Origin of the sequence: Halococcus agarilyticus, assembly GCF_000334895.1 — an archaeon.
GTDB lineage: Archaea > Halobacteriota > Halobacteria > Halobacteriales > Halococcaceae > Halococcus > Halococcus agarilyticus.
This window is the reverse complement of sequence record NZ_BAFM01000023.1, coordinates 1-14,057: the sequence shown is the minus strand read 5'-3', so window position 1 is coordinate 14,057 and position 14,057 is coordinate 1. Positions and strand designations below refer to the sequence as shown.

Here is a 14,057-nt window from a genome sequence, read left to right as displayed (position 1 = left end):
GCTCCAGAATGGTTCCCCCGAACGGCGACAGACGATCAGCGCTGCCGGCTACCTCTCGAACTTCACGGCGTCCGCGATGACGTACCCGCTCGTCCCGTCGTTGCGGACCGTGACCGACTCGCCGGTTCCGGCCGTGAAGTCGTACGAACCGATGACGTTCCACTGGCCGCCGTTCGTGGTCATGTCGACGGTCACCGTATTACTGCCGCCGTCGTACGCGACGTCTATCGGGACCGAAGACGCGCGACTGTCGGTCGTGTTCCAGTAGATCGAGACGTCGTATGTCCCGCCTTCCTGCAGGTCTGGGGTGAACTCGACGCTCTTGCTCCCTTTGCCTGCGTCGCCGTCGTGCAGGTAGTCGCTGCCAACGTAATCATCCGCCCACGTGCTCGTCTGCCAAGTGCCGGTTACGGTAACCCCGCTAGAGTCGGCGTTGTCGACGATCGCTTCTACCGGCCGGTCGAAGTTCGTGCCGACAGCCCAGATCGACTGGTCGCTGTCACTCGTCTCGCCCTCGGCGATCATCGTGGCGAGCTCGTCGAGTCCGTCACGCACGACCGCGATGCGGGCCTGTTCGCGCGCACTCGACTCCGCGACCACTATCGCGTCCGTCCACGAACTCCCGTCGTACGTCGAGACGTGGTAATCGCCGCCTTCGTCGGTGGACCCCGCAATCACGTGGGCTTCGAGGTCGCCCGCGTCGTTGATGCGTGGGCGGCCGTAATTCGCCGGCGTCGCCGTCTGCAGGTTCGGGATCGTCTGCGTGCTCTTGGTCCCGTTCGCGCGGTCGATCGTCGTGATCTCCCACTCCCAGGTCCCGTCGCCGTTCGCGTCGTTCTGGTACTGGACGTGGATCTCGTCCGCCGCGGGGTCGTAGGCGTGGTTGACCGACCACGTCTCGTCCTGCGACGCGATCCGGCACGCATTGAGGTCGCTCCAGGTGATCTGTGAGCCGAGATCGGTGTAATCCCAGGCGTAGACGTTGCCGTCGGCGTCGGGGTCGTCGTCCGGCGCGTCGACGAGCGCGTGATAGATGTCCTGGCGATTCGTGTCGTGTGCATCGCCTTCAGAGACGGTGAAGCTGAAGTGGAGATTGTCCGCGACGACGCTCAGGTCGCCAACGACGTAGAAGTCGTCGTGGTCGTTACCCCCGGTCGTCAGGTCCGCGACGACCCTGTCCGACCAAGTGTCGCCTCTGTCGCTCGATTCGATCAGGACGCCGTACTCGTGATCGCCGTTGCGGTAGATCCCGTAGATGGTGCCGTCGTAGACGCACATCGACGTATACGTCGCGTCGGGGAGTCCGTCAAGATCGAAGTTTTCCCACCCGTTGACGTCGTAGGCGCTCGTCGAGCGAGCATACTGGAGCGTCGTCGTGTGACACCCGTAGAACACATGTAGGGTTCCGTCGTCCCCCACCGCGAGCGACGGCGGCCCGTGTTCGTCATAGTCGGGAAGCGGGTTCGTCCCAATCTGCACGGGCCCGGTCGTCGAATCCGCGCCGTGGTCGTAGCTCATCGCGTAGGGATTCGCTGACGGCCCGCGGAACACCAGGAAGGTGGTGTTCTGCCCGGCGACGTACTGCGCGTGTGGCCCCTGCGGATAGAACGCTGCCTCGCTCCCGTCGTTGGTCAGTTTCCGGAGCCCGTAGTTCCCCGCCGACGCCGCGGCGGCGCGCCCGGTCGCCAATTCGAGTCCGGCTCCGCCGGTCGCGGCGAACCCGCTCGCCGTCGCCAGCGCTTTGAGATACGTTCTGCGCGTCGAATCCCTGGTTGGTTCGCTTGTAGGTTCGTCTTCGATCATGATTGTTCTGTGCCCGACCACGCGGACATCGCTCGAGCACTCCGGGGATCCTCCCGGTATAGTATTAAAACTTGTGTACGGTCTGGAGGCACTATTAACTTAGTGGACTTGGCGGAGATTGGCGACGCAAACAGCTCGAAAGCCCCCGACACGCTCGGCTCCCGCGGCTCGCTGCGGTCCTCGGCCTTCGGCCTGCGGTCCTTGTTTCGCCGGGATTTGCCGAGCGGTCGGCCCCTTTCAGTCCCACCCGTGGCGGTTGTCCGAGTCGAGCACGTGCTGGGCTGGATCGGCGTTGGGCACTCGCACGTCGCGATCTGGACGTGGATCCAGAAATCCGGCTAGCGGTTGAACGAGGCGGGTCGGTGGCCCGCCGCCGAACCTGCCGGTAGTCGTCCTGCTGGACGAAACAGCGGTTACTCAGCGTGGTGAGGAGTTCACATGCGGCGGTCAATCTAGAAACGCGTCACCTGTTGCACGCGTCGGTCGCTCCGTCGCGAAACACACTCACAACTCGAAGAGTTCCATGAGGACTCGCTGAGTTGTACGGGAGAGCGCCGCCAATCGTCGTGACGGACGGCCAGCTACGGTCCCGTCTTCACCAAGCTCGGTATTACACGAATCATACAATGCCACAGCGTGAGAAACCCCATCGAACGCTGGGTTCAGGAACACAAACTCCGTATCGACACCTTCTGCGCTTTGTTTACCGGTGACGACGTTGTCAGCATGAACAACTGGCTGCGCCAATTCGGACGGGTCTGGAACGCGTGCCTAAGTTAACGGTGCCGACGGATCCACCGGTAGAATAAAATACAGGCGGTAGCTCGGCGACCGGGCAGGCCAACCTCATCAGGCGGGACGACTCGCGACAGTGACGTGCGGCGCCGTCGTCTCGTCCCGCCTTTGGACGACATGCCGCGTGGCGATCTCCCTTGCTGAATTCCGATAGCCTACCTGAACTGCGCCGGTACGTCGTAGCCGGCGTCGAACCAGGCGGCGTAGAGGTCCGGCAGCACGCCGAGTTCTTCGGCCAGTTCTGGGCCCGGAAGGAGTGGATCGCCGACCGCCGCGGCGCGTTCGTCGATCAGTTCGTGGAGCTCAGCGCGCAGACCCTCGTACTCGGGTTCGCTGACGAGATTTCGTCGCTGGTACGGGTCATTCTCGTTGTCGTAGAGTAGCCAACTGCTCCCATCGAGCAGTCGGGCGTACGTGAACCGCTTAGTCCGGACCGCGCGCCACTCGTATCGCGGGTAAGTCGTCCGCATCAGATATACCGCCTCCCGGCCGTCATCTTCGGACTCAATGATCGCATCCGATTGGTCCTCGCCATCCATCCCATCGGGTACCGATATCCCGGTCAGCGACAAGAGCGTCGGGGCGACGTCGACAGTCGACAGCAGGCTCTCGTTCGTCGCGCCGGCCGGAACCCGCTCGGGCCACCTGACGAGAAACGGAACATTGACGGATTCTTCCCAGGGAACCAGTTTCGTCGTCGCCCCCTGCGACCAGAGCATGTCGCCGTGATCAGCGGTATAAACCACGACCGTATCGTCGGCCCGGCCTGTCTCGTCCAGATGATCGAGAAGGCGTCCGAGCTGGTCGTCAAGGGCGGTCACCTGTGCATAGTAGTTCGCCAGCGCTTGCCGCACGTCGTTCCCCTGATAATCCGGATACGGAACCGCCTCAGGGATCGGCTCGACGTTCGGCCGCAGGATCAGTTCGTCAGGGTCGTACAGATCGCGATACCGGTCCGGAACTTCGTCGTACGGGTCGTGGGGCGGCCCCCAAGAGAGAAAGAGACAGAACGGATCGTCCCCACACTGATCGACGAACTCCATGGCAAGGTCGGTTTGGATTTCTGGTTCGTACCCTTCCGGTTCGATCAAGGCGGGAATATCGCGGTAGTACTTCGGTTCGAAGTAGTCGTGCGAACAGTCGTAGGCCGCCCAGAAATCGTCGAATCCCTGCCGACGCGGCCCCGGCGGCGTCCACTTGTCTCGTGGGAGACCGTCGAGGTGCCACTTGCCGACGTACCCCGTCTGGTAGCCGCGGTGGTTGAATGGTCGGGCTGCCGACGGGACGTCGGTCGGCAACTGGATATCGTTGAAGATTGATTGGTGAGAGAAAGGGTACTGACCGGTAACGAGACACGCACGACTGGGCCCGCACACAGGGTCGTTCGCGTACGCGTTGCTCATTCTTGTCCCTTCTCGCGCCAGGCGGTCCATGTTCGGCGTCCGCACGTCGTCGTTGCCGGAACACCCCATGGCCGAGGCTCGATGCTGGTCGGAGAACACGAACAGGACGTTCGGCTGCTCGGCTGTGGCCATCGCGTTGTGGTACGTGAACGGTGGTGAAAACGATTTGGGTGAGACGCAGCTCGCCGCTCCTTAGCGATTCGACGGCCGAATATGGATATGTTACAACAATCTGTCCTCAGAAACCCGGATGTGCGTGTTTAACGTATACTCAAGGACAGAGGGTACTTATTTAGCGTAGTTCCGTCATAGATGCCTCTGCTCGCGAATCTGGCCATTCTCCTCCCAGCACTGACGTCAGCTGATCGGGTGGATCGAGTCCCTGGCGTTCCCACGTCGCCACCATCGTTGAGACTGTCTCGTGGATGCGGACTCCGGTTTCCGACCGGAGTCCGCCGAACATCTTCCGCATCACTACTTGCTCGCGTAGAGCCCGCTCTGCGCGATTGTTCGTCGAATCGACGTCTGGCTCCGTCACGAACGTCAGCCAACTTCCCAGCCCGTTCCGGATCTTCTCGGCTAACTGCGTCACTTCCTCGGCCTCGTAGTCCGCTTTGATCAACTCCTCCAGACACAGCGAGGCCTGCGCCCGCCTCCGCTCGCGGGCGGAGGCGGGCGGGTCCTCCACATCGAACGCGGTTAGATCCTCGTGGAGATCGTGCAGTACCTCCGAGATCGGCTCAGCCTCCTCGTGCCGCTCAGCAACGTACTTCGCCTCTCGGAGCAGGTGTGCCCAGCACCGCTGCAACTTCCCGTGATAGCTCGGATACGCCGACCAGCCGTCACAACTCAAGGTGGCGTCCTCGGCGAGTTCGTCGCCGAGGACGTCCTCCAGCACCTGACTCCCGCGGCTCTCGTCGATTGTGTAGAAAACGTCCTCGTCGGTCACGAACGTCCAGACCCAGTGCTGATCGCCGTCGACCGGAAAGCCGGTTTCGTCGCAGTAGATGACGTCGCTGTCACGGACGCTGGCTCGAACGTCTTCGTACGCGGGTCGCAGCCGGTCTGCGACCCGCTCGGTCATGTTGTAGATCGTTCCCGGTGAGACCGGATGGTCGAGCTGCCAGTCGAACAGCTCGGCCTGTTTGCGGTGCGGAAGCCGGCCGTGATAGCGAAGGAGAGCGGTTTGGGCCAGCAAGCGTGGCCCAAACCGCCCGGTTTCCGGGCAATCAGGATGTTCGGCGACAACTTCGTTACCACAGGAGCACTCCTGCTTTCCGAGCTCGTATTTCGTGACCTCGGTCGGGATGGGAAGCGGTATATCGACGATGACGCGGGAGACGTACTCGTCTGGATCGGTGAGAACGCGGTCGCAATCGGGACAGTACGCCTCCCCGACCCGGACGGTCCTGTCCGGGTCGGGTGGTGGCCGGGTCGTTCCGTCGTGGCCGGGGTTGCGTCCGGGTCCGAATGAGGAGTCGCTGGCGGCGTCGGAGTCGCCGCCAGCTTCGTCGTTTTCCTCGTCTTGCTCCGACTCCTCATTCTGTGGCTGTTGTCCGGCACCGTCCTGTTGGCTGGACGGCGTGTGGGCGTTTTCGTACTTCTTGAGGTGGTTTTCAAGCTGCTCGATTCGTTCGTTCTGCTCGGCGTTTTGCTGACGAAGAAACGCGTTCTCAACGAGAAGAGCGAGATCCCGCTGGGGAAAGATCGTCCGACCCGCAGAACGGATCGCCAAGGTCGAACGACCCGGCGATCCGTCAGGCCCGGAAAGCACGATTAGCGGTCGTTTGTCCTACTCTTCCCTGAGAGCTACGATTTCGACTCGACTGTTCCGCTAAACACCTACGAATTCAAAGCCACTCATGCGGACGAGTCGGGACTGACGCTCTATCTTGTCCACAACGTGACCGAGCAGTCGGTGATCTCGTCGGAGATCACCGACGAAACCACCCACGAGAGCACGTTGTTCGAGACGGGTTCGTGGCTGTCTGGGCGGCTCTTCTTGCTAGATCGCGGCTTTTTCAAGTTCCGCCGGTTCGCACTGATCGACGAGAACGACGGCTTCTTCGTGAGCCGTCTCAAGGCGAGTTCGAACCCAGTAGTGACCGAAGAGTTGCAGGAATGGCCCGGTCGGGCCATTCCGCTTGAAGGCGAGCGAATCTACGACGTAGTTGGAGATCTGTACCGGGAGCACATCGATGTTGAAGTCGAAGTTTCCTTCCAGCGACGAGTGTACGATGGGGTGAAATCGTGGGACACCAAGCGGTTGCGAGTCGTCGGCGTCCGCGACGAGGACGCCGACGACGGCTATCGGCTGTACATCACCAATCTACCGCATGATGAGTTCAGTCCTGACGAGATTTCCACGTTGTACCGAGCACGGTGGTTGGTAGAGCTGCTGTTCAGAGAGTTGAAGTCGCGGTACTCTCTGGGTGAGTTCGAAACCGAGAAGGCTCACATCGTGAAGATTCAGGTAGTGGCGGCTCTGCTGACATTGGTCGTCAGCAGAGCCATCCTTCGCGAGTTCGTCGAGTACGCCGAGGAGCAAGGTGACGAGTACGTATTCCCGCTGGAACGCTGGGCGGCGACCTTCCGGTCGCTCGCCCAGCTAATCCTTCAGGAGATCGCCGCTGGCTACGGGTATCCTCGACCAAACCTCGGCGAGATTCTGTATCACGAAGCCAAGCAGCCATCGCCGTCACGACTTACTCTGCTTGAGGAGGTGAATGCCGAGCTGTGTGGCGGTTTTCCATCTTAACCGAATACGAATGCACAAAGGTCATCCGTCTTTAGCTAAGCGAAAAATCGCGTGACAGCGGCGGCTTATCGAGGCATCTTTTCGGCAGGAGTGAGGAGGCGGTGTCTGTGTACGACGATGCCTCCTCACCTCGAATTATGCAGCGGCTCACTACGCTCTTTCCATCGACGATGCTCGAAGAGCACGCCGAGGAACTCGGCGTGGTCGAGCGAGATGGGAAGCTCCAGATCCCAGCGTTGGTCTGGGCGTTCGTGTTCGGCTTCGCCGCAGGCGAGAGCCGAACACTCGCCGGCTTCAGACGTGCTTACAACTCTACAGCCGACGAGACGCTTTCACCTGGCGGTTTCTACCAGCGACTCACGTCGCTGTTCGCGGAGTATCTCTGCGACCTCGTCGAGACTGCGCTCGACGAGGTCGCTGTCCCACACACGGTCAGTGAAGAATTCAGCCGATTCAGAGATGTGATCATCGCTGATGTGACGGTCCTGCGGTTGCATCAGTTCCTTGCTGAGGAGTACGAAGGTCGCAAAGAGGAGCAGGCTGGAGCACGGCTCCACCTGCTCCATAACGCTACCGACCAGATGATCGAGAGGTTCAGCGTCACCGATGAAAAAGCCCACGACAGCACCGCATTCGATACAGGCTCGTGGCTGAAAGGATGGCTGGTACTGTTCGATCGAGCGTACTTCAAGTTCCGCCGGTTTGCACTGATCGATGAGAACGACAGCTACTTCATGAGTCAGCTGAAGACAGTTCAAATCCAGTGATAACGGCAGAGTTGAGGGAATGGCGCGGTCGCGCCATTCCTCTCGAAGGTGAGCACGTCTACGACATCGTGGGGGATCTTCAGCGGAAGTATACCGTGTGCCGGAAGTTTTGATACGCCGGCGAAACAACCACCGATATGGCCAAGGAAGGGAACAAGATTCCCGACCTCACGAAACGTCGAGTCCGTGAGCAACTCGTGGACGAGACCGACCCAAAGGCGATCAAACGGCTCACCGCTGCTCGCGAATATCTGGAAGGACTCTCTCCGGCCGATATTGAAGACAAATACGGATGGGACCGACAGACCGTCTACAACTGGTTGAATCGCTTCGAAGAGCGCGGCTTCGACGCCGCGCTCTACGATAAATCTCGTCCCGGCCGTCCATCCGAACTCAGCGACGACCAGTTCGAGCAGTTCACCGCTGTACTCCATGAGCCACCTGAAGAAGCCGGATACGACGACCCAGCGTGGAGTAGCGTTCTCGCCCAGCACTACCTCATCGAGACGTTTGACGTCGCTTTCTCACGCCGTCACGTTTGTCGGCTCATGCACAAGGCCGGGTCTCACCGAAGAGACCCCGGCCGGAACCGGCCTCTGCCGACGAAGACGAACGTGAGGAGTTCGAGGAGATAGTCGAAAAAAAGTAGGACACCGTGACGAGGACGCGACGGTCGTCACGATCGACCAGACACGGAAAGCGGTTGGAGCGGACCTCTATGCAGCATGGTATCCGGTTGGCGAGAGGCCGACCGTGGGCGTGTCGGCCTCTCGCGAGGGCGTGAACCTTCTGGGAGCAGTCACTGAGTACGGGGAGACGACGGTGCTGGAGTGCGGCGGATCGTTCATCGGCGAGGTGACGATCCGCTTTCTGGAGCATCTTCAGACAGAATTCGGCGAGAAGTTGGTGGTGCTGTTGGACCAGGCGACGTACTTCACCGCAAAGGTGGTGAAGAACTTCGCCGCCGATGAACCGATCGAGCTGGTGTATTTCCCGACTGGATCGCCGGACCTGAATCCAACCGAAGAGTACTGGCGGCGACTCAAACTCATCCTCGGTAACCGCTACTTCGACAGTTGTGCCGAGATCCGATCAGCAGTCTGGACAGCACTCGAATCGATCAGTCCACCAGGAGTGTTTCAATATCTCTGTCTTTGAATATATATCGATGTCGAAGTAGAAGTCTCGTTCCAGCGGCGTGAGTACGCGGGCACGCAGTCGTGGGATACGAAGCGATTCCGCGTCGTCGGCGTCCACGTCGAGGACGCCGACGACTACCAGTTGTACATCACGAACTTGTCGCGAGAGTCGTTTCTACCGGCGGATATAGCGACACTGTATCGGTGCAGGTGGGAAGTAGAGGTACTGTTTCGGGAGCTGAAGACGCAGTACGAACTGGACGAGTTCGATACAAGCAAGAAGCACGTGGTGGAGGTTTTGCTGTACGCAGCGTTGCTGTCGTTGGTGGTGAGTCGAGCGTTGCTAAAGGTAGTGACAGAGGAAGCTGATGACGAGTGCGTCTTTCCGACGGAACGCTGGGCTGCGACCTTCCGGTCGCACGCCCAGCTCATCCTTCACGAACTCGGTGATTACCTCGGCTACTCTCCACCACCGCTGTTGGAACGGCTGATCGAAGATGCTCAGAAGATTCACCAACAGCGACCGATTCTCCAAGAGCGGCTCGCTACCGTCACTCAGCCAACGATCGAGGCTTAGCTAAAGACGGATGGCACAAAGGTTAATTGCTTTCTCAACCTCACTAACTCTCATGAGTCCTGAATGCGTGTTGGATATTCGATGTGAGGTGGGAGAAGGCCCTCTTTGGCACCCTGGTGAGAATGTCATTTACTTCGTAGATATCCCGCAAGGACATCTTCATCGATACGATGCCACTGCAAACGATCATGAACGAGTCCGAGAAGGATCTCGAATTGGCGGATTCACTATACAGAAGGATGGATCGCTACTACTTTTCGAAGATTGTGGTATGGTTACTGTTTGGAATAAAGGCGAAGAGAGCACTATTTTGACCGAGATTCCCGAGGAAGCCGATTCTCGATTCAATGATGTAGTGGCGGATTCGAGAGGACGAGTATACGCCGGAACTCTCCCGCCAAATGGACGTTTATACCGATTTGAGACCGATGGTCGCTTTCGATCACTGATTGAAAACGTAGACATTTCTAATGGTTTGGAATTCATCCCTGACCAGAATGGTATTTACTATACTGAAACAAAGGCTCAAACCATCTGGCAATTCGACTATAATCCCGAAAGTGGAGATCTTGTGAATCGCCAACCGTTCGCCTCAACCATTGGGACACCAGGAAATCCGGATGGTCTCACCGTCGACGCTGAAGGGTATGTCTGGTCAGCACGGTGGAACGGTGGTTGTGTCGTGCGTCACCATCCAGAGAACGGCAGTATCGTTAACCGTGTCGATTTTCCGGCAAGGAAGGTTTCCGCAATCACATTCGGAGGGTCAAACTACTCGGATGCATACGTGACTACCGCTTTGGCTGGCAACGATAGAGATATTGAAGGGAAAGGTGCAGGCGGACTTTTCCGATTCTCGCCTGATGTCGGTGGAACCCCTCCTCTTCGGTCAGCAATTGGTCTTGAACGAGACGTATGACCGGCGATCACAGGCTGAATGAACGATCGGAGCGTGCAACGACTGCAATCTCGGGACGTTTCGCGCCCGAGGCCGCGTTCATGCCCGAACACAGTGCTACCTCGCGCTGTGTCTGCGACTCGTCGTCGCAATCACCAACGATGATCGCGGAGACAACCCTGGGAGCACCGTGATACGGTAAGAGATCGATTCTATCACACCCTCATTTTACTGCTCTGTTGAACAGGGGTAGGGCGGCGGGATAGACCGTCACATCGGTAAGGATGAAGCCGAGGAAGACCGGTATGGCTGAAGTCGATCTCCTCGACTTCCTGAAGGACTGTAAGCGGCTTGCCATACAAGCGTTAGGGACCAACGCGGGCAAGCCCGCCGAAGGTGGGCTTGCCCGCTGGAAGCACCTCGTCATTCACGGATATCGGCTTGAAGACGACCACAGCTACCGTGAAACGGAAAATCGTCTCCGCTGCTTCAGCGAACTGCGCGAGATTCTTGAACTCGACCTCAACGATGTCCCGGACTACTCCACGATCTACAAATCGTTCGACCGATTCAATATGACGATCTGGCGGGCGTTGCTCCGCGTTTCTGCGGAGCAACTCCCGCAGTCCGGGCACGCTGCTCTCGACAGTACCTTCTTCGAACGTGGTCACGCCTCGTCGTATTACCTTCAGCGAGCGGATCGAGACGTACAGACGCTAAAAGTCACAACTCTCACCGATACGGAGTCGCTTGCTGTGCTGGATCTACAGTGCTCGGTCGAGTGGAAGCACGATACGAAACTCGGGCCGCAGGTCGTCCGGCGGAACGCCGACGACCTGCTCTCAGTCGCCGAGACAAGGGATTCCACGACTGGATGGGCAAGTTCGAGTTCTACACGCTCGACGTCGATCCGCTCGTTCTCGAACGGGGATCGTCGCCAGAAACAGTCGGCCACAACGCCTTGATCCGGGAGAAGGGATACTCCCAGCGATGAATGTCCGAGACATCGTACTCGACGACGAAGCGCTCGCTCGGCTCCGCCGTGCGAGCGCAGTTTTGGTATCGTGAGTTCCGCGAGATCGTCCTGATGTTCGCTATCTCGAACATCGAACAACTCTGCGAGTCTCTATGATCCCCGCGCTGTACCCCTATTCAACACAGCAGTACACTGTATCCGCAAGGAAGAAGGCTACACCTTCACCGAACTCATCGACCGCCTGAGCCTCATGCCGGAGGTGTGTGATCTGCTCGGGCTCCATTCAGACGCGCTGCCTGATCCGACCACGTTCTACCACTCACTCGATCGGTACGCGATGTACGTCTGGCGGGCGTTGCTGCGCGTTTCAGCGCAGCAACACCCGCAGTCTGGAGATGTCGCGCTGGATAGCACGTTCTTCGAACGGCGGCAAGCCTCACAGTACTACCCCCAGCGTTGTGGGCGAAGCGTGAAGACAGCCAAAGCGACGACGCTGACCGATACAGAGTCGCTTGCGGTGCTGGACATCCATTGCTGTATCGAGCGCGAACACGACACCAAGGCCGGACCGCGGGTCGTCCGCAGGAACGCGGACGATCTGCGGTCAGTGGCTGCTGACAACGGCTTCCAGGACTGGCACACCGAATACGAAATCGCTGCGTTAGACGTCGAGTACCTCGTTCATCACCAAGGATCGAGACCGATGGCTGTTGCGAATAATGCGCTCATCCGAGCAAAAGGCTACACCCAGCGATGGATGTCCGAGACGTCCTATTCGACGGTCAAGCGAACGCAGGACTCCGCCCTGCGTTCGCGGTTCTGGTATCGTCAGTTCCGTGAGATCGTTCTCCTATTCGCGCTCAACAACATCAAGAAACTCGCCAAGACGCTATGATTGTACTCCTGTACCGCATTTTCAATAGAGCACTAAATCGGGCGCTGAAGCAAAAAGGAGACCTTCGAAGTTATCAGAGCCATGCCGAAGAGCTCTAGCTCGCCGACACGGTCAAACTCAGGGATTCCTTGAGCCTATTTGAGTGTTTATTAATTACACAGTAAACATTTTGTTCTCGGAATCGAATTTGTGTCTATGGCTACCGTGTTGAAGATGCACACTGAACGCCCCTACATCGACGGGGAGTGGGAGAGCGGCGACGGCGTCATCGAAGTGAGCGATCTCGCCGAAGGTGGCGTGTTCGCCCGGATCACCGCCACGAGCCCGCTCCAGGCCGAAGCAGCGCTCGATGCAGCCGAGGGTGCGCAGCCGGCGATGGCTGCGTCGACAATCCCCGAGCGGGTTGCGTGGCTCGAAGCCATCGCCGCAGGCCTGCGCGACCGGAAGGACGAACTCGCGGACGTGATCGTTCGTGAGGCGGGAAAGCCGATCGCGAGCGCGCGCGGCGAAGTCGAATCGGCTGCCGAGCGATTCGAGCGCGCGGTCGAGGAAGCCCGAGGACTAAAGGGCGAGTTCCGGCCGGGAGCGACCGCCGGGCACGAGGGTTGGGAGGCAATCACCAAGCCCGAACCCCGCGGAACCGTGCTCTGCATCACGCCGTACAACTATCCGCTCTCGACGACCGCGCTTCAGGTTGCGCCCGCGCTCGCGGCCGGCAACAGCGTTGTGCTCAAACCCGCGAGCAAGACTCCCGTGAGCGCCGCGATCCTGACCGACGTCATCGCGTCGACCGACGTTCCGGCGGGCGGGTTCAACTTCGTTCCGGGACATGGAAGTTCGATCGGCGACGTGCTCGCCGGTTCGGAGCAGATCGATGCGATCGCGATGACCGGTTCGTCGGGCGCAGGCGAACACGTCGCCCGCCAGAGTGGGATCGTGCACCTCCACATGGAGCTCGGCGGGAACGCCCCCGCGATCATCTTCCCCGACGCCGACCTCGACGAAGCCACCGCGGCGTGTGCGAAGGGCGGTCTCAAGTACGCCGGCCAGCGGTGTTCGGCGATCAGCCGCGTCCTAGTCCACGAGTCGATCCACGACGATCTCGTCGAACGGATCGAGAGCGAGATGGACGGGTATCCGACGGGTGATCTTTTCGACGAGGAAACGGCGCTGGGGCCGCTCATCAGCGACGACCAGGCTGACTGGGTGGAGGAGCTCGTCACCGACGCCACCGATCGGGGTGCCGAGATCGTTCGCGGCGGCGGGCGCAGTGGACAAACGTTCGAGCCGACGTTGCTCGGCGGCGTTCCGGAGAGCGCACGCCTCGTCGCCGAGGAGCAGTTCGGTCCCGTGATCCCGGTGACGACGTTCGCCGACGAGGACCACGCCATCGAGATCGCCAACGGGACCGATCTCGCGCTCGACGGCTGCGTCTTTACTACTGAGTACGACCGTGCGCTCCGGGTCGCCGAGCGGATCGACGCCGGCGCAGTACGAATCAACGGCGCACCCTCCCACGGTCTCGGGGACATCCCGTTCGGCGGAAACGAGGACTCGGGCATCGGCCGCGAGGGTATCGGCACGAGTATCGAAGGGTTCACTCGATACAAGAGTATCGTGCTCTAACAACACGATGACGCTACACAATCGCACGGTTGAGCGGGACGTTCGGGAGCTCGGCGCGCTGGTCGGTGACGTTCTCGAAGCGCAGACCTCGACCGACGCGTTCGAGACGGTCGAGGAGCTCCGCACCACCGCGATCGACTACCGCGACGGCGAGCGCGACTCGCGCGACGCCCTCGATCGCACGCTGCGCGGCCTCGAACCCGAGACCGCGGTCACGGTCGCGCGCGCGTTCACGACGTACTTCGAGATGGTGAACCTCGCCGAGGAGCGCGAACGCGTCCGCGCGATCCGGACCGCCTCCCAGGAGGGATCGCTCGCCGACAGTTTGAGCGCCGCCGTCGAGAGTCTCGCCGACCGCGACCCCGCGGTCGTCGAACGGATCCTCGGGGACGTGCTGATCGAGCCGACCTTCACCGCTCA

At 60.0% G+C, this 14,057-nt stretch carries 6 protein-coding genes and 7 pseudogenes; 10 read left to right on the top strand and 3 right to left on the bottom strand.

All coding sequences use genetic code 11. The features are described 5' to 3' along the window. Positions 1-48: 48 nt before the first annotated feature. The 3 genes from TX76_RS14940 to tnpC all read right to left on the bottom strand — a co-directional run bounded on the left by TX76_RS14940 (position 49) and on the right by tnpC (position 5,736). A complete protein-coding gene (locus TX76_RS14940) occupies positions 49-1,803 on the bottom strand; it encodes a golvesin C-terminal-like domain-containing protein (protein WP_049903525.1) in 1,755 nt (584 codons plus the stop codon). A 950-nt stretch (positions 1,804-2,753) separates the two neighbouring features. Then, positions 2,754-4,133, bottom strand: coding sequence for a sulfatase family protein (locus TX76_RS14930; protein ID WP_049903522.1), 1,380 nt, complete (start codon positions 4,131-4,133; stop codon positions 2,754-2,756). A 160-nt stretch (positions 4,134-4,293) separates the two neighbouring features. Then, on the bottom strand, positions 4,294-5,736 hold the full coding sequence (gene tnpC / locus TX76_RS17230; protein ID WP_228842398.1) for an IS66 family transposase: 1,443 nt from the start codon (positions 5,734-5,736) through the stop codon (positions 4,294-4,296). A gap of 111 nt (positions 5,737-5,847) precedes the next feature. Here tnpC and TX76_RS14920 point away from each other — a divergent pair. The 10 genes and pseudogenes from TX76_RS14920 to TX76_RS14880 all read left to right on the top strand — a co-directional run. After that, a pseudogene (locus TX76_RS14920) lies at positions 5,848-6,759 on the top strand (IS4 family transposase); the annotation flags it as partial. A 137-nt stretch (positions 6,760-6,896) separates the two neighbouring features. After that, positions 6,897-7,618 (top strand): annotated as a pseudogene (locus tag TX76_RS14915) (IS4 family transposase); the annotation flags it as partial. Between the two features lie 45 nt (positions 7,619-7,663). Continuing rightward, a pseudogene (locus TX76_RS17225) lies at positions 7,664-8,684 on the top strand (IS630 family transposase). 3 nt (positions 8,685-8,687) lie between these two features. Next, positions 8,688-9,242: pseudogene (locus TX76_RS14900) on the top strand (transposase); the annotation flags it as partial. A gap of 52 nt (positions 9,243-9,294) precedes the next feature. Beyond that, positions 9,295-10,161: an SMP-30/gluconolactonase/LRE family protein gene (locus TX76_RS17220; RefSeq protein WP_079890852.1), complete on the top strand. Its 867-nt coding sequence runs from the start codon at positions 9,295-9,297 to the stop codon at positions 10,159-10,161. Next, positions 10,133-10,342 (top strand): annotated as a pseudogene (locus tag TX76_RS17215) (IS5/IS1182 family transposase); the annotation flags it as partial. The gene TX76_RS17220 and the pseudogene TX76_RS17215, both read left to right, overlap by 29 nt. Before the next feature lie 103 nt (positions 10,343-10,445). Beyond that, positions 10,446-11,272: pseudogene (locus TX76_RS14895) on the top strand (transposase). 22 nt (positions 11,273-11,294) lie between these two features. Further along, a pseudogene (locus TX76_RS14890) lies at positions 11,295-12,011 on the top strand (transposase); the annotation flags it as partial. Positions 12,012-12,206: 195 nt separating this feature from the next. Continuing rightward, positions 12,207-13,637, top strand: a complete 1,431-nt coding sequence (locus tag TX76_RS14885) for an aldehyde dehydrogenase family protein (RefSeq protein ID WP_049903514.1) — start codon at positions 12,207-12,209, stop codon at positions 13,635-13,637. Positions 13,638-13,644: 7 nt separating this feature from the next. Continuing rightward, a partial coding sequence (locus TX76_RS14880) for a phosphoenolpyruvate carboxylase (protein WP_228842397.1) occupies positions 13,645-14,057 on the top strand: 413 nt, incomplete at its 3' end.